Raw genomic sequence first — 13,867 nt, forward strand, 5'->3', positions numbered from 1 at the left:
TACGACGTGCGGTGCCTCTGCCGTCCGGGGGGTGGGGACGTCGTACCGCCCACGTGGTCCGCACCGTCCGTACGCTCGCCCTGTCTTCGGAGGCCCTGCACATGACGAACACACCTGGTACGCCCGGCACTTCAGGCACCCCCGCCCGCCCGGCGTTCGACCCGTACGCGCTGCTCGCGCGGAGCAGGCTCGGCGTGCTCGCCACGATCAAGGCGGACGGCCGCCCGCAGCTCTCCCCTGTCATGCCCTTCTACGACGCGGAGGCGGGGGTCCTCCATGTGTCGATGACCGAGGGCCGGGCCAAGACGGCGAACCTGCGCCGGGACCCGCGGGCCACGCTGGAGGTCACCGGCCCCGACGGCCGCTCCTGGGCCACCACCGAGGGCATCGCGACCCTCACGGGCCCGGGCACCGACCCGCACGGCCCCGAGGTCGAGGCCCTGGTGACGTACTACCGGACGGCGGCCGGGGAGCACCCGGACTGGGACGAGTACCGCGCGGCGATGGTGGCCGACCGCCGGGTGCTGATGACGATGACGGTCGACCGGGTGTACGGCGAGGACCTGGGCTGAGCCGATCAGTACGGTGGTGTCTCGGGCCGCCGGGGAGTGACCGTCATGCGGATGTCGTCGGCGGCCCAGAGCACGAACCGTTCGACGGGTGTCACCTCGTGCCCCTGGACGGGCCGGAAACGGAACCTCTTCAGGAGCACGGCGAGGACGAGCTGGGCCTCGACCACGGCGAGCGCCGCGCCCTCGCAGCTGCGCGGCCCGAGCCCGAAGGGGACGTAGGCCAGCCGCGGACGTGTCGCGACCGCCTCCGGCGTGAACCGCTCGGGCAGGAACTTCTCGGGCTCCGGCCAGTGTTCGGGGTTCATGTGCACGGCCCGGAAGGGGTAGAAGACGGTGGCCCCGGCCGGGATCTCGTACGCGCCCACGGTGAGCGCTTCGGCCGTCTCCCGCGCCCCGTACGGCCCCGGGGGGCAGAGCCGCATGGCCTCCTTCAGCACCATGTCCAGATACGTGAGCCGCCGCAGATCGGCGTGGTCGGGGGCGGCGCGGTCGCCGAGGACGCGGTCCAGCTCGTCGGCGACGCGCTCGGCGGTCTCGGGGTGGCGCCCGAGCAGGTGCAGCGTCCAGGAGACGGCGACGCCGGTGGTGTGGTGGGCGGCCAGCATGGTCACCATGACGGTGTCGCGGATGCGCGCGGGCGAGGTGCCGGCCTCGACGAGGGCGCCGATGAGGTCGCTCCGGTCGGCCCGGTGTCCGGTTCCGTTGGCATCGGCGTCGTGGTGCGCGGCGACCACGCGGTCGACGGTGTCACGCAGGTACTGGAGGGAGGCGGCGGCCCGTTCCGGGGCCCCGCCGTCGTCCTCCTCGTCCCCCGCCGTCCGGTACATCTTCCCCAGGTACTCGGCGAGGACGACCTCGAAGGCGTCGACGACCGCGTCCGGGTCGACGACACCGTCCAGGCCGTCGCCGCCCAGTGCGTACGCGCAGATCATCCGCAGCGAGAGCGCGGTCAGATCCTTCTGCAGCGCGACGACCGGCGCGCCCGCGTCACCGCCCTCGCCCGGGTCGCCCCGGCCGGCCTCGGCGCCCCACCGGTCGGCGAGCTCCTCCACGAGCGAGACGAACTCCTCGAAGTGCCGCTCGTGGGACGGCCGCCCGGCGAGCACCTCCAGGAGCAACCGTCGCCAGGGCCCGTGCTCGTCGGCCCCGATGACCTGAAGGTTCCCGGCCTCGCAGAGCGGGTCGAGGAACGCGAACAGCGGGGCGGGCCGCTCGTCGAGCCGGGCGGTGGCCTCCAGCAGCACGGGGTCGGCGACGGACACGGCGTCGCGGACCCCCGGCAACTGGAAGCGCACGACGGGCCCGTACTCGGCGTGCAGCCAGAGTTGGTAGGTGTGCAGGCCCCCGGCTTCCGCGATGGCTCCCACCCCGCCGTCCGCCCGCGGTTCGGGTCCAGGAATGCGCATGCCGTGCTCCTCTGTGCGTGATGCGGCAGATCCCTACGACGCGGCTCCCTTGGCGTCCACCACGCCGCCGATGACCAGCAGGATGACGGGGAAGGCGATCAGCAGGAAAGTCATGGTCCAGCCCACCTTCGCCGTTGTCCTGATCGCGACCTTCCGGCACAGCAGGGCCACGGGCGCCAGATAGAGAAACGCGGCGAAGAGGGCCAAGTACAGAAAGCCCATGAGGATTTCTCCCTAGACGTGCGGAGGGGGGACGCGCCGGCCGGTTCGGGCCGGTCCGTCCCCCCTCTTCGTGCATCGGATCAGTCGGTGGTCATGTGCTCACTCATCCACTCCGGGTCACCGGGTGAGGTTCTCGGTGAACTCGTTCGCCGGCTCATCACAGTGCACCACACCGCCGGGACGGTTCCCCGGCCCGTCCCCGAGGAACGGAACGGGGCGTCCACGCACCACGGATTGCCGCCGCTGATGCGGTGGTTCGACTTCCGGCCGAGACCTCGTCCGGAAGTCGACCGGGTCGGCCGGATCGCAGTTGTTCTTCTTGCTTGTTGCAGAACGTGTCCAGTGGCGGGCCGACGTGACTGCCGCTCGTGGGCGGTGGGTTCCCCGCTGCCGCTGTCGCCGCGCGAAGGCAAGACCCGTCGGATACAGGCCAGTAGACTGCGCGCGCTCGAACGGCGTCGCGGGAAGGCCGCGGGAAGGCAGGGAGAACAGTGGCTCACGGGGGATATCAGGGCTGGTCACCACGGAACACACCACCGCAGGGCGGCGGTACGCCACCACAGGGAGGCGGCACGCCACCTCCGCACATCCCGCCACAGGGCCCCCCGACCCCGCACCCGTACACACCCCAGAACCCCTACCCCTACCCCCACCCGTACCCCCTGCCGCCGCAGCCCGTCCGCCGACGGCGTTCCGGCTGCGGCTTCCTCTTCGTCTCGCCGCTCATCCCGGTCATCCGCTCGGCCCGCCGCCGGGCCGAGGCGATCTTCAACCAGCCGGGTGCCGGTCACATCCCGGATCCGCTGGTGTCGAAGGTGCAGCTGTGGCGCGCGTTGGTCGGTGCCGCCGCGACGCTCTACCTGATCTACACCTACGGCGCGGACGACGGCTGGAGCGGCGTCGCCAACGACGGCGTGGTCAAGCTGATCATGGCCCCGATCCTGCTCATCCTCACCGGCCCGCTGGTGGTGATGGGCTTCATCCGCTACGCGCCCGCCGAGCACCGCCGCGCGCTCCGCTCCCGGCTGCGCGCGCCCCTGAAGGCGGTCGGCTGGTACGTCGGCATCCTGGCCGGCGTCGCCCTCGTGCTGGCGGGCAGCGCGCTCATCCTGAAGCAGAACTACGGCACACTGATCAACGGCCTCATCGCCCTCGCCCTGCTCCTCGGCCTCGTCTGGCTGCTTCCGTTCATGCTGTTCTCCTCGGCGTACGCGGCCCGCTACGCCTTCAACACGTCCAACGTGCACGCGGCCCTGCCGGCCGCGCTGACCGTCGTACTCGTCTGGGAACTGATGCTCAGCAGCCTGGCCCTGGACGGCGGCCTCCCGCACGGCCCGCCGGCGGCCCAGTGGAGCGCGGTGCTCGGCGGCCCGGTCTCGGTCACGGCGGTGGCCCTGTGGGAACTCCACCGCATGCGGACGCGGTACGGGGTGCGGGTGCGGGCCTGAGGGGCGGGACCCGGGGGCGGGACCTGGGGGGTGGGACCTGGGGGGTGGGACATCACCTGAACGGACCGGAACCGCGGTGACCCCGGCAAACGGGCTTCGTTGACGGAACTGGAACTTCACGGCCGAGGCCGTCTGCACGAACGAACTCGCCGTCGCCCCGGCCCTGAGCGACTGGACGGGCACCCACCAGAACAACTGCGCCAACGGCAACGTCATCGATCGCCTGGCGAGGTAGCCACGGGCGGGGCACCGGGCCGGGCCGGGTCCCACGGACGGACGGTTCCGTACCGGCAGACGGCCCACCGCCGCTTTACCGGAGGGCGCGACGGGTGAGACCAGACAGGTCCGTTCCTCAGGTCCGCCCCCACCCAGGAGGTACCCCATGCGTATGCGCACGATCCTCGCCACCGCCGCGCTCGCCACCGTCACCGTCCTCGCCGGCTCCACCGCCGCCGTGGCGTCCCCCGGCCCGGACGCCGGCGCCCACGCCAAGGCCGTGGCGGCGCATTCCCCCGGCCTCCTGAGCGGCAACGTCATCCAGGTCCCGGTCAACATCGACCTCAACCTGTGCGGCAACACGGTCAACGTCGTGGGTCTGCTGAACCCGGCGGCGGCGAACAAGTGCAAGGCCCACTGAACGGGCAGGGCAGGACCGGGCGGGGCGCGGGGGTCCCACTGGCGTAAGCCAGATACCCCCTTCGAGGGCGGCGGAAGGTTTCTGCGCGACTCGCGCGCCCACGCCCCGGGAAGGGACGCCAAGCCCCATACCCATACCCGTACGCATACGCCTACGGGTATGGGCCCCGCCCCCGCCCTGGAGGTATACGTCCGTGGTCCTCGTGATCGTCGTCGCCGTGCTCGCCCTGCTCGCCGGCGTCGCAGCCAACCGCTTCCTGCGGCCTCGTCTCATCCATGAGGACGACGACTCGGGGATGGGCGTGAAGGACCTCGTGGGGCCGCTGCTCACCCTGACGGTGCTGCTGCTCGCCTTCGTCCTGGTCACCGCTTCCGGCTCGTACGGCAAGGCCGAGAACGCCGCGCGCGGCGAGGCCCGCGCCCTCGACCAGCTCACCGAGATCGCCGAATACGCGCCGTCCGAGCAGAAGGCCGCGCTCCAGGCGGACGCCGTCTGTTACGCCCGCGCCGTACGGACCAGTGAGTGGCCCGCGATGGCCGACGGCCACGGGTCGTCGGCGCCCAGCGTGTGGTCGACCGACATGCGCCACAACTTCCGCCCGCTGGCGGGCAAGCCGGTCTTCGGCATGCTGATCGCCGCCGACAACAAGCGCTCCGACGAACGCGAGGAACGCCTCACCCAGGCCACCGCCAGCATCCCCGGCACCATCTTCTGGTTCCTGCTCGCCACCCTGATCATCACGGTGGTCGCCCTCGGCGTCTGCATGCCCCGCAGGAACAACCGCGGCCAGCTCATCACCCTGACCATCATCACCGCGCTGCTCACGACGGCCCTCTGCATCATCCGCGACGTCGACCGCCCCTTCGGCGGCCTCATCAACGTGAGCCCCACCGCCATCAGCGAGACCGAACGCCAGGCCAACCGCGACTTCCTCGCCACGCACCCCGCGTCGGACATCCCCTGCGACGACAAGGGCAAGCGGCGCAGCATCTGAGACGGGGACGTCCCCGACACCGAGCCTCCGGACCACGGCACCCCGCCTCCCGGGAAGCTCCCAAGTTCGGTGCCCGGACGGCGCGTCTGGAAGGAGGACTTCCGTGCGCGCCGCGCCGCGCCGAACCGCGAGACGGGCCTTCACCTGGCCCACCGTCCGCATCACCCCCGCACGAGCGCCCCTCGGATACCGAGATCTCGACGCATGACGACGCGGAGCTCGGCCACTGCCACGTCGAACCGGTCCTCGAGTTCCCTATAGATGGGGCTGTCGACCGCGGCGCCATCCATGAGCAGATCTCTCGTATCTCTCAGCACCACGAACGCGGTACGCGCGGCTTCGACGACTTCGTGCGGCGCGGTGATGGCCAACTGGTGCCGGATCTCGTACGCGCCGGGCGTCAGGAACAGCTCACGCACCCGCAGCGGGCGCTCCTCCGCGGAAATGCGGTCGTGCACGCACTCGTTGAGCGCCGTTCGCATGCGCGAGAGTGCGGCGGTGTACTCGGCGTAGAGCTGCCGGCGCACGTCGAGACTCCGGTCCGCCCGCTCCCTGCGCCAGCGGAGGCGATCGGTGAGCAACGTCGACCCGACTCCGATGGCCGCGCCAAGTGCCGTACTGACGGGGGATATCCACTCCATGACGGCCCGACACTATCGTCCGCCGGTGGCGCCATCCTCGATGCGCCCTGAGGCGAGCTAAGGAGGTTGCCAACAACGGGGCACTAGTGGCCACAGGTTGGGATACACCGCCGGGCATGAACGGCTGCTTGAGCGCGCATGCCGCGGCCATCACCAAGGTTGCGATGAGCGCCAAGACCGACAAGCGCCGTATCGAGATCAAGTGTGCCGCGGGACGCTTCCGCCCCGGTGACTATTCTGTTGATCACTGCACGTTAAAGCTGGGGTTCTTGAAACATGTGGGTTCTGTACAGCGCCTGTATCGCCGTCTTTCTGTCCATCGCGATCCGGATGTTCGTGGGGCGGAATTCCGTGGTGCCACCGTGGCGTGACGCGACGTCGATCTCCGTCGGAGTCGTCGTAGGAGCCGCCGTCTACATAGCGGCGACCACCGCGGCCCACGTGGAGAGCCGGATCGCCATCGCCTCGGCCCTGTTGTGGCTCACGGCCTCGATCAGCGGTGCCCACGCCGTACGGGAATCGCGACGCTCCCACGGCTGAAGATTCGCCGCACGAGGGGTCGTCGCGAATTCCACTCAGGGATCTGACGGAGCCGGGCCCCCAGCCAACATCCATGGCTGGGGGCGCCGGTGGGCCCGAGCCCTACAGGCTGTCCAGGATCTTCTCCCGGCGGTCCCGGTACTCCTCGTCCGTGATCGCCCCGGCGGCCCGGAGCTGATCGAGGGTCGCCAGGCGTGACGCGATGTCCCCGCCGGCGGGGGCGGGAGCGGGAGCAGGAGCGGCGCCCGGCGCTGTGGCGGCGGCCTGCGCCCCCGTGACGCCACCGGCGAGGCGGGCACGCAGCGCATCCGCCAGCGCCTTGCCCGCGTCCTTCGGCATCTGCTTGATCTCCGCCTTGTTGCCCGCCGAGAATACCGCCAGCGTGCCCATCAGCATGCCGCCCGTCCACTGCACGGAGCTGATGCGGCTGTACGGAAAGTCCTCCACCTGCTGCGACATGACGCCGTGCTTCAGGAAGACCAGCCGCTGGTCGGTCATCACCACCAGGCCGTTGCCCTTGCCGTAGAGGCCGGGCGCGAGCATCTCGACCGTCTCTCCCTCCCACAGCACTTCGGGCAACTTCTGAATCTCGCGCTTCGACCCGACCGCGCTCTTGAGCTTCGCTGCTGCGGCGTCGATGTCCGGCCGCACGTTGACGTCCACCATCTGTGGCACCCCTCCACGTCTGACGGCGGGGCGCCCGTGCCGAACGGCATCGTGCCCCCGCCACGATGAGGATCTGAGCGTATCGCCGGATATGACTGCCGCGAGCGCGAGACCCTAGGGGTTCCCCTTGGGCGCACCGGAGCCTTGTACGAACCGGGGAAGGAGTTCCGGTTCCTCGTGTGTGAGGCGGCGCTCTACCACCGCTCGTGCCTCAAGTCGGTGATGGCCGAACAGCTCGACCGCCTGTACGACGTGGTGGGCATGCCGCGTGTGGACCTGGGGATCCTGCCATATGGCCGCATTCAAGGGCACGATGTCCGCGCCTGTTCCAGGAACCGCCCGGCTCGCCGGGAGCGCCACCCGCCCCGGACCCGCACTCGCGTCTTTGGCGTCAGGGGCGCTGTTCGCGCTTCGCCGCGCCGCCCTCCCGCAGCAGTCCGGACCGTCGGTGGCCGCGTATGGCTGGCGGCTCCGGACGGGTACGGCCGCGTCGTCGATCCCATGTACCTCGCCGCGCACTCTGCCCTCGGGGCGGCCCACGACTTCCCGCGGAGGCATTCCCATGCCCCCCGAGACAGACATCACTGGTCGCGGACTGGCCGGCACGTTCACAGCAGGAGCCCGCGCAGGCCCTGCACTCCCTGCCCGAGTGACCGACCCTTGTACTCCGCCCTTACCCGGCTTCCTGTCGTGCCTCTTTAGTCGTTTCGTGCCTCTCTAGCCGTTCGGATCGCGGGTAGAAGTTCCGTGGATAGTGAGACCGAGGTTCAATGGGGGAACGGCGATGGATGCGGCCAAGTGGTCGGTGGATCGCGAACGGCTGGCGAAGTGGGTTCCCGAGGGGGAGCGCATGACGGCCGGTTGTGCGGTGGTGTACGGGCGCGCACTATGGGGTTTGGTGCCGCGGCACGCTTCGCTTCTGCTGACTGACCGCCGGGTACGGGTATTGCGCCACCGGGGAAACGACCGCCAGTACGGCATACGGGGCATCTGGTTCGAGATGATGCGCGGTGAGGCCGTGGCGGTCTGCAGGGATCAGCCGGTGCGGGTGGATTTTGATAAAGGGCACGAGATCGAACTGCGCCAGCATGACGGTAGGGTGGAACGTCTGCTGATCAGCGAGTGGGATGCGGTACATGCCGATGCCTTGCGCGAGGCGTTCCCGTCCTCGGAGCCACGCCCGCAGTGACGGAGCTCGCGGCCAGAAGGAGCCCCCCATCGGCATGTTGAACCGGTGATACCTGGCGCCCGACAGGCCCGTTCCTCCACCGGGAGGTACCCCAAGCGGATCCGCACGATCCTCGCCATCGCCGCCCTTGCTTCCGCCACCATCATCGGAGGCGCCGGCACCGCCACCGCAGACGACGGCCCCGGCGCCGACGCTATGGGCGCGGGATTCGACTCGCCCAGCGTGGGCAGCGGCGACGCGGTTCAGCAGTCGCCCTTCGTACCCGTCAATGCGAACGGCAACTCAGGCAATGTCATTGGGGCCCCCGCCTGTCACGCGCAATCTCGCGCAACTCGTCCCCGCACAGGTCTGTCGCTCAGCATGCTGGGCACCTCACCGGCTAAGAAGGAGGACGAGACATGACGCTGAGGTTCATCGGCACCACATCCGAACACGGCAACTGCCCGACTCTGTACGAGATCGAAGAGACGGGCCAGATCGTCGTTCAGGGCGATCAGCTCACCGACCCCGAGCACCTCGCGCAACTGCGCGACGTAGGCGAGCATGAGACGTTCGTGGTCATCCCCCGCGACCTGCTCACCCGCTTCGCCCCCAAGGAGTAGCCCGTGCCGTCCCTGATCCCCTTCGAGGAGATCACCCATCTATTCGCCGACTTCGAGCACACCGCGTTCCGCCTTGAAACGCGCCGCGGCTACGCCACCGATCGGGACGGTGCCCGGTTCCAGGCGTTCATGCGCGGCACTCTCCCAGCCCCGGAGCCCGATCACCCGTGGAACGTGAACGTACGGGACAAGGCCACGAACGGGGCGCGGTTCTCCCGTGTCCGGATTATCGACGAACCGCCCACGGACGGGCAGCGCTTCCTGATGGCCAGCGCGGCCGGAAACATCGACGCGGGCGAGGACATCCGCGTACTGCCACGCACGGAAGCCGTACGGCTCGATCTGCCGGACATGGACTTCTGGCTCTTCGACTCCCGCGCCCTCGTCCGCATGCACATCGACGACACCGACACGACCATCGGAGTCGAGCTGATCGACGACCCGGCAGAGGTGCTCACTGCTTGCCGTGCCCGTGATGCCGCACTGGCCGCTGCACGCCCTTCTGCCGAGGTGTGGACGCAGGTACGTTCCTCCGCGTGAGCACGGACTTCCAACACGGTCGAGAGGCTCTCGGCGCGCGGCTCCGTGAACTCCGTGCCGAGGCCGGCCTCGATGGCAAGACGCTCGCCGCACGTCTTGGCTGGCAGCGCTCGAAGGTCTCGCGTCTGCAGAATGGCCGGCAGACCGCGACCCCCGCGGACCTCGAAGCGTGGGCTTCGGCGGTCGGCGCCCCGGGCCGAACGGCTGAGCTACAAGCCCGCTTGCGTGCGCTGGAGACTCAGCAACGCCATTGGCGGCGCCAGCTCGCCGCCGGCCACACGCCGGTGCAGGACCGTTACGTGATCGAGTACCAGCGCGCCGCGACGATGCGCGGGTATGAAGCGACCGTCATCCCCGGACTCTTCCAAACGCCCTCGTACGCGCTTCAACTCCTCACGCAGAACGCCGAGCTGATGCGCTCGCCGCGTGACACAGACGCGGCCGTACACGCCCGCATGCGCCGTCAGGAGGCACTCCATGAGCCGGGCAAGCTCTTTCGCGTCCTGATCTGGGAGGCGGCTCTTCACGCCATCGTGGGTACGCGCGAGACGATGACGGGCCAGCTCGACCGGCTTGTCTCGCTGATCGGCATGTCCACGGTGGAGTTGGGCATCGTCCCGCTCGGCGCGCCGATGACGATCACCCCAAAGCACGGCTTCTGGATCTTCGACGAAGAGCGGGTCATCGTCGAGACCGTCGACACCGAGTTGCAGTACGAATCTGCCGACGACCTCGCGCTCTATGGGCGCGTATGGGATCAACTTGCGACGGGCGCCGTCGGCGGACCGCAGGCGCACCGACTGATCGCACGGGCCCGCGCGGCGATTGCAGCAACCTGAGCAACCGCGCTCAACCAGGGCCGCTCCTCGCGCAATCGCGCGCAACCGACCCGACACCGACTCACGGCGGTCCCTACGGTCCTGGTCATGGCAGCACCCACGCACACGACACCCGCGCCCAACCACCTGGACGCCTGGCTCGCCAAGAGCGCCGCCAGCGCCGAACTCGCGCTGTTGACATGGGGATTGCGGACCCTCGCCACGCTCCACTGCACCTGGTGGCCGGCCGTCGAGGCGCCCATGCAAACGGCCATGGTTGCCGTGCAGCGGCTGCCTGAATACGAGTTGGGCCCGCTCCTTCCCGACTTCCGGACGGACTGCGCATGGTGGCTCGTCCCCCTGGACGCCACCGATCACCTCGCAGACATCCCCGACGTTCACGTGCTGCCCGTCGGCTGGCCCTTGCACTGCCCGTCTACACGGCTCGCCGTCGACAGCCGGGTCCGGCTGGAGGCTCCCGATGGATCCGGCCGCCTCAACAACCCCGTTCACCTCGCCGCCGCACTCGGCCCGGGAGGCGGCCCACGACTTCTTGCGGAGGCATTCGGATGACCACCCCGAGAGAGACATCGCAGACTGCGGACTGGCTGGCACGTTCGCAGCAGGAGCCAGCTCTGGCCCGGCGCGAATGGGCGGACAGCGGCGTCGCGCTGCTTCCCTGCGGCCGCAGGTTCGACGCGGTCCGCCTCCCCGAGCGCCTCGTGCACAGCGCGGTGCGTTCCACCGACCCGCAGGTCGTCGCGGCCCGGCTCGCGCAGAGCCTCGACGGTCCGGTGATCTACGACGGTCGCGCCATGGGCGGCACGTACTACGCGCTCACCAGGCCACGATGTAGGGGAACTTGGCCGCACCAGGACGTCGCCCCCTGGCTGGGGGTGGACACCTACCTCGGGGTGCCGAAGCTCGCCCGCACCGAACCGCCCGGCACGCACTGGGTGGTGGCGCCCCGCTACGAGGGCGACCTGTGCGAGCCCCTTGCCGTAGAGGCCCTCAGCCGCATCGGCCGCGCCAGCGAGGGAGCAGAGCCGTGCTGACCGAGCGAACACCCGAGGAACGGCAGGAGCAGGAGACGTACCAGCACCTTCTCGCGCACCTTGACGACTGCGCGCGCTGCCAGGCCCTCGCGGACTGCGATGCGGGCACCAGGATCCGGCGCGCGCTGCGCGCCGCGCGAGCCGCCGCCCATGCCGCCGCGGGCATCGACGCCAGTGCGGCCCCGACGGACAGCGCGTGAAACGCCCCGCGAGTGGACCAGTACCGGTGCCGTGCCCGCCATGCCTCCGCGCGCTTTTGGAGGGCCGAGCGGACAGGGTGCACACGTCCTGTGAGCTGTACACCCGCCTCACGCTGGAGGGCACGCGCCTGATCCTGGGGGCCGAAGAGGACTGCCCCTGCCGGTGCCCGCTGCCCGGGGAGAGCAGCGAGAGCGACGCGCTCCAGGCGGCACGCGCCGAAGCACGAGCAGGACACACAGCCGGGTACGCGGCGCCGAGCCTCCCGCGCCCCTGACCGCAGACCGGCTCCCCCCTCAACTCCCTTCGCACACGCAGAGGGCAGCTAGCCCCCGGCTGAACCCCGGGGGTCGAATCACTCAACAGGAGGCGCCCTATGGGCACGCTCACGAACGGCCGCACCACCATCCCCTACCAGCACCACACCGCGCCCGGCCTGGACTGGCGCAAGGCCGGCCGCACCGACCTCGACCCGATCGTGAAGGACTGCGTGATCCTCGCCGAGGCCCCGGACGCGCAGGGACACCCGCACCACAGCATCCCCGACGGCACCCGCATGATCGCCATCAGCGACGACAAGGACCCGGCCGCGCCGGTGCTGCTGATGAGCCGGGTGGAGATCAGCAAGTTCTTCGACGGGGTGATCGCGGGTGAGTTCGACAGCTTCCGAGCGAACGCAGAGGAGCTCGGCGCGGCAGGCATCGCGGCCTGAGACCGCGGGCGGAGAGCGTGAGGCCCGGACCCCGCCTCGCGACAATCTCCGTTCACTGGTGGGTGGCCCGGGCTGCTCACAGCACCCCGGCCCGCCGGCCCCGACGGCGCCGAGTGCGGCGGGCAGCTACATCTGCCACGAGTGCACGCCGCTCGGCTCTACGCCCGAGCGGACGTGGGCGATCGTGCGGCGGCAGAACGCCATCCTGAACAGCCCGTACTGGCGTGAGGGCGGGCCGGCGACCTGACCTGCGTACAAGTAAGGCCCAGGACCGGAGAATCACTCCGTGACCTGGGCCTTTCTCGTTCTGACCTTGTGCCCCCGGCAGGATTCGAACCTGCGACACCCGCTTTAGGAGAGCGGTGCTCTATCCCCTGAGCTACGAAGGCGGTCCAGGCCGTGCCGTTCCCGGCAGGACTGTGGTGAGCAGGCACTACTGTCTGCGATACCGCCGACAGTATAGCGGGTGGTGGTTCCAGGACGTCGGCCCCCGCCCTGGCCGGGGGAGGGGGGTGGGGCCCGGGTCCAGGGTCACCGGGGCCTCTCGGGCTGCCGTGAGGGTGTCGCCGTCCCCGCCATCGCCATCGCTACCGCCGCCGCGAACCCGGGCGGGGCGGGGACGTCGGTGCAGTGCCAGCCGGGGACCGGGTACGGGCGGGCGCCCGTACCCACCAGTACCGTCGCCGCCCCGGCGCCCAGGCCCTCGCCGGTTCCCTTGAGGATCGCTTCCTTCCGCGTCCAGCAGCGGGCGAACGCCGCCGGGCGGGCGGACGGCGGCAGGGCGGCGAGTTCCGTGGACTCCCGGGGGTGCAGGGCCGTGGCGACCTCCGCCACCACCTCCGGTGACGGCAGCTCCTCCACGTCCACCCCGACCGGGCGGCCGGCGATCGCGATGAGTGCCGTGTCGGCCGTGTGCGAGAGCGAGAAGTGCAGGTCCGGTGGGTGGTGACCGGGGTCCACGATCGGGCGGCCGTGCGGGCCGCCGCAGCCGGGGCAGTCCGCCCTGGCCAGCCGGACCGCTCCCGGATCGACGTCCAGCTCCGCGCCGAGCAGCTGCCGCAGCGCCACATGAGCCACTTCGTACAGCGAACGGTCCCGTTCGCGCCGGAAGGCCCGCGCCCGCTCCCGTTCCCGGAAGTCGAGTACCGCCAGGTCGAGTGGGAACGCGCCCACCCGCGCCAGCCAGAGGCCGGGCTCCCCGCTGTGGCGGCCGCCGGCCGTCGGCGGTCGCGCCGGGTCGAAGTCCCTGGGCGTGTACGCCCCGCTGCCGGCCCCCGCAGGCGGGCGGGCCGTCGCAGAGTGGGCCGTCACGGAGTGAGCCGTCACGGAGTGTGCTCGCATCACTCGCACAACGTACGCCGCCCCCGCGGCGGCGGCACCCGTTTTGTGTGGTGCCGGGGATCTCGCGATGACCGCTCCGCGTCGTCTCCTCCGGCCGTCCATCTCGGCTCGGACATAACCACTGTGCATTTGGTTGGAGTTGGCCGCCGGCTCGTTCTTTCGGGGCGGCAAGTCGGCGCTCTCAGCGGTTATTTCCAGCCCCGCCGCACCGGCGCCCCCGCCTACTCCCTTCGGTGCTTCAGGTCAACCCTTGTGACCCGTCAGGGCGCTGGTTAAGCTCGCCGGG

General features: G+C 70.4%; 21 protein-coding genes and 1 tRNA gene. 16 read left to right on the forward strand and 6 right to left on the reverse strand.

The genetic code is table 11. The annotated features are described in order from the left end of the window. Window positions 1–101: 101 nt before the first annotated feature. A complete protein-coding gene (locus tag ACZ6B8_RS31675) occupies window positions 102–572 on the forward strand; it encodes a PPOX class F420-dependent oxidoreductase (RefSeq protein WP_471609440.1) in 471 nt (156 codons plus the stop codon). 5 nt (window positions 573–577) lie between these two features. Here ACZ6B8_RS31675 and ACZ6B8_RS31680 read toward each other — a convergent pair whose 3' ends face one another. Both ACZ6B8_RS31680 and ACZ6B8_RS31685 read right to left on the reverse strand, forming a co-directional pair. Then, window positions 578–1,978, reverse strand: coding sequence for a cytochrome P450 (locus ACZ6B8_RS31680; RefSeq protein ID WP_471609441.1), 1,401 nt, complete (start codon window positions 1,976–1,978; stop codon window positions 578–580). Between the two features lie 33 nt (window positions 1,979–2,011). After that, on the reverse strand, window positions 2,012–2,200 hold the full coding sequence (locus tag ACZ6B8_RS31685; protein ID WP_471085259.1) for a hypothetical protein: 189 nt from the start codon (window positions 2,198–2,200) through the stop codon (window positions 2,012–2,014). Between the two features lie 491 nt (window positions 2,201–2,691). Between ACZ6B8_RS31685 and ACZ6B8_RS31690 the strand changes: the two genes are divergently transcribed. From ACZ6B8_RS31690 to ACZ6B8_RS31700, 3 genes are all read left to right on the forward strand, one after another. Next, window positions 2,692–3,648 carry a hypothetical protein gene (locus ACZ6B8_RS31690; RefSeq protein WP_471609442.1) on the forward strand — a complete coding sequence of 319 codons (957 nt, stop codon included), beginning with the start codon at window positions 2,692–2,694 and terminating at the stop codon, window positions 3,646–3,648. Window positions 3,649–4,030: 382 nt separating this feature from the next. Next, complete coding sequence (locus ACZ6B8_RS31695; RefSeq protein WP_471085266.1) at window positions 4,031–4,285, forward strand: chaplin; 255 nt, start codon at window positions 4,031–4,033, stop codon at window positions 4,283–4,285. Window positions 4,286–4,478: 193 nt separating this feature from the next. Then, window positions 4,479–5,279 (forward strand): bestrophin-like domain, encoded by an 801-nt coding sequence (locus tag ACZ6B8_RS31700; RefSeq protein WP_471609443.1) that lies wholly within the window; start codon window positions 4,479–4,481, stop codon window positions 5,277–5,279. Between the two features lie 161 nt (window positions 5,280–5,440). Here ACZ6B8_RS31700 and ACZ6B8_RS31705 read toward each other — a convergent pair whose 3' ends face one another. Continuing rightward, the gene (locus tag ACZ6B8_RS31705) at window positions 5,441–5,860 is read right to left on the reverse strand and encodes a hypothetical protein (RefSeq protein WP_471609444.1); all 420 of its coding nucleotides are present in this window, start codon (window positions 5,858–5,860) and stop codon (window positions 5,441–5,443) included. 176 nt (window positions 5,861–6,036) lie between these two features. Between ACZ6B8_RS31705 and ACZ6B8_RS31710 the strand changes: the two genes are divergently transcribed. Both ACZ6B8_RS31710 and ACZ6B8_RS31715 read left to right on the forward strand, forming a co-directional pair. Continuing rightward, on the forward strand, window positions 6,037–6,291 hold the full coding sequence (locus tag ACZ6B8_RS31710) for a hypothetical protein (RefSeq protein ID WP_471609445.1): 255 nt from the start codon (window positions 6,037–6,039) through the stop codon (window positions 6,289–6,291). Beyond that, window positions 6,275–6,460 (forward strand): hypothetical protein, encoded by a 186-nt coding sequence (locus ACZ6B8_RS31715; RefSeq protein ID WP_471609446.1) that lies wholly within the window; start codon window positions 6,275–6,277, stop codon window positions 6,458–6,460. The genes ACZ6B8_RS31710 and ACZ6B8_RS31715 overlap by 17 nt, the downstream gene beginning before the upstream one ends. A gap of 102 nt (window positions 6,461–6,562) precedes the next feature. Here the strand turns inward: ACZ6B8_RS31715 and ACZ6B8_RS31720 are convergent, their stop codons facing one another. Beyond that, on the reverse strand, window positions 6,563–7,126 hold the full coding sequence (locus tag ACZ6B8_RS31720) for a PH domain-containing protein (protein ID WP_471609447.1): 564 nt from the start codon (window positions 7,124–7,126) through the stop codon (window positions 6,563–6,565). Window positions 7,127–7,207: 81 nt separating this feature from the next. Here ACZ6B8_RS31720 and ACZ6B8_RS31725 point away from each other — a divergent pair, with 81 nt between their 5' ends. The 10 genes from ACZ6B8_RS31725 (at window position 7,208) to ACZ6B8_RS31770 (ending at window position 12,240) form a co-directional block, all read left to right on the forward strand. Next, window positions 7,208–7,828, forward strand: coding sequence for a Scr1 family TA system antitoxin-like transcriptional regulator (locus tag ACZ6B8_RS31725; protein ID WP_471609578.1), 621 nt, complete (start codon window positions 7,208–7,210; stop codon window positions 7,826–7,828). A gap of 82 nt (window positions 7,829–7,910) precedes the next feature. Beyond that, window positions 7,911–8,315, forward strand: a complete 405-nt coding sequence (locus tag ACZ6B8_RS31730; RefSeq protein ID WP_471609448.1) for a hypothetical protein — start codon at window positions 7,911–7,913, stop codon at window positions 8,313–8,315. Window positions 8,316–8,360: 45 nt separating this feature from the next. Then, the gene (locus tag ACZ6B8_RS31735; RefSeq protein ID WP_471609449.1) at window positions 8,361–8,717 is read left to right on the forward strand and encodes a chaplin; all 357 of its coding nucleotides are present in this window, start codon (window positions 8,361–8,363) and stop codon (window positions 8,715–8,717) included. Next, window positions 8,714–8,917 carry a hypothetical protein gene (locus ACZ6B8_RS31740; protein WP_471609450.1) on the forward strand — a complete coding sequence of 68 codons (204 nt, stop codon included), beginning with the start codon at window positions 8,714–8,716 and terminating at the stop codon, window positions 8,915–8,917. The genes ACZ6B8_RS31735 and ACZ6B8_RS31740 overlap by 4 nt, the downstream gene beginning before the upstream one ends. A 3-nt stretch (window positions 8,918–8,920) precedes the next feature. Next, window positions 8,921–9,457 (forward strand): DUF6879 family protein, encoded by a 537-nt coding sequence (locus ACZ6B8_RS31745; protein WP_471609451.1) that lies wholly within the window; start codon window positions 8,921–8,923, stop codon window positions 9,455–9,457. Further along, window positions 9,454–10,296 (forward strand): helix-turn-helix domain-containing protein, encoded by an 843-nt coding sequence (locus tag ACZ6B8_RS31750; RefSeq protein WP_471609452.1) that lies wholly within the window; start codon window positions 9,454–9,456, stop codon window positions 10,294–10,296. The genes ACZ6B8_RS31745 and ACZ6B8_RS31750 overlap by 4 nt, the downstream gene beginning before the upstream one ends. Before the next feature lie 87 nt (window positions 10,297–10,383). Then, window positions 10,384–10,848 carry a hypothetical protein gene (locus ACZ6B8_RS31755; protein WP_471609453.1) on the forward strand — a complete coding sequence of 155 codons (465 nt, stop codon included), beginning with the start codon at window positions 10,384–10,386 and terminating at the stop codon, window positions 10,846–10,848. Further along, entirely contained in the window at window positions 10,845–11,330 is a 486-nt protein-coding gene (locus ACZ6B8_RS31760; protein ID WP_471609454.1) for a hypothetical protein, read from the forward strand. Before ACZ6B8_RS31755 ends, ACZ6B8_RS31760 begins: the two co-directional genes overlap by 4 nt. Continuing rightward, the gene (locus ACZ6B8_RS31765; protein WP_471609455.1) at window positions 11,324–11,530 is read left to right on the forward strand and encodes a hypothetical protein; all 207 of its coding nucleotides are present in this window, start codon (window positions 11,324–11,326) and stop codon (window positions 11,528–11,530) included. The genes ACZ6B8_RS31760 and ACZ6B8_RS31765 overlap by 7 nt, the downstream gene beginning before the upstream one ends. A 374-nt stretch (window positions 11,531–11,904) precedes the next feature. Beyond that, entirely contained in the window at window positions 11,905–12,240 is a 336-nt protein-coding gene (locus ACZ6B8_RS31770; RefSeq protein ID WP_471609456.1) for a DUF397 domain-containing protein, read from the forward strand. A gap of 316 nt (window positions 12,241–12,556) precedes the next feature. Here the strand turns inward: ACZ6B8_RS31770 and ACZ6B8_RS31775 are convergent. Next, window positions 12,557–12,629: transfer RNA gene (locus tag ACZ6B8_RS31775), tRNA-Arg, on the reverse strand. A 142-nt stretch (window positions 12,630–12,771) separates the two neighbouring features. Beyond that, window positions 12,772–13,551: a 4'-phosphopantetheinyl transferase family protein gene (locus ACZ6B8_RS31780; protein WP_471609457.1), complete on the reverse strand. Its 780-nt coding sequence runs from the start codon at window positions 13,549–13,551 to the stop codon at window positions 12,772–12,774. Window positions 13,552–13,867 lie beyond the last annotated feature (316 nt).

The sequence above is a fragment of the Streptomyces sp. NPDC041122 genome (assembly GCF_055592445.1).

What these genes read in the sequence shown, in the direction of transcription:
- ACZ6B8_RS31675 (WP_471609440.1), top strand. Translation starts at nt 102, where the DNA reads ATGACGAACACACCTGGTACGCCCGGCACTTCAGGCACCCCCGCCCGC.
- ACZ6B8_RS31680 (WP_471609441.1), bottom strand. Translation starts at nt 1,978, where the DNA reads ATGCGCATTCCTGGACCCGAACCGCGGGCGGACGGCGGGGTGGGAGCC.
- ACZ6B8_RS31685 (WP_471085259.1), bottom strand. Translation starts at nt 2,200, where the DNA reads ATGGGCTTTCTGTACTTGGCCCTCTTCGCCGCGTTTCTCTATCTGGCG.
- ACZ6B8_RS31695 (WP_471085266.1), top strand. Translation starts at nt 4,031, where the DNA reads ATGCGTATGCGCACGATCCTCGCCACCGCCGCGCTCGCCACCGTCACC.
- ACZ6B8_RS31710 (WP_471609445.1), top strand. Translation starts at nt 6,037, where the DNA reads ATGAACGGCTGCTTGAGCGCGCATGCCGCGGCCATCACCAAGGTTGCG.
- ACZ6B8_RS31720 (WP_471609447.1), bottom strand. Translation starts at nt 7,126, where the DNA reads ATGGTGGACGTCAACGTGCGGCCGGACATCGACGCCGCAGCAGCGAAG.
- ACZ6B8_RS31730 (WP_471609448.1), top strand. Translation starts at nt 7,911, where the DNA reads ATGGATGCGGCCAAGTGGTCGGTGGATCGCGAACGGCTGGCGAAGTGG.
- ACZ6B8_RS31740 (WP_471609450.1), top strand. Translation starts at nt 8,714, where the DNA reads ATGACGCTGAGGTTCATCGGCACCACATCCGAACACGGCAACTGCCCG.
- ACZ6B8_RS31755 (WP_471609453.1), top strand. Translation starts at nt 10,384, where the DNA reads ATGGCAGCACCCACGCACACGACACCCGCGCCCAACCACCTGGACGCC.
- ACZ6B8_RS31760 (WP_471609454.1), top strand. Translation starts at nt 10,845, where the DNA reads ATGACCACCCCGAGAGAGACATCGCAGACTGCGGACTGGCTGGCACGT.
- ACZ6B8_RS31770 (WP_471609456.1), top strand. Translation starts at nt 11,905, where the DNA reads ATGGGCACGCTCACGAACGGCCGCACCACCATCCCCTACCAGCACCAC.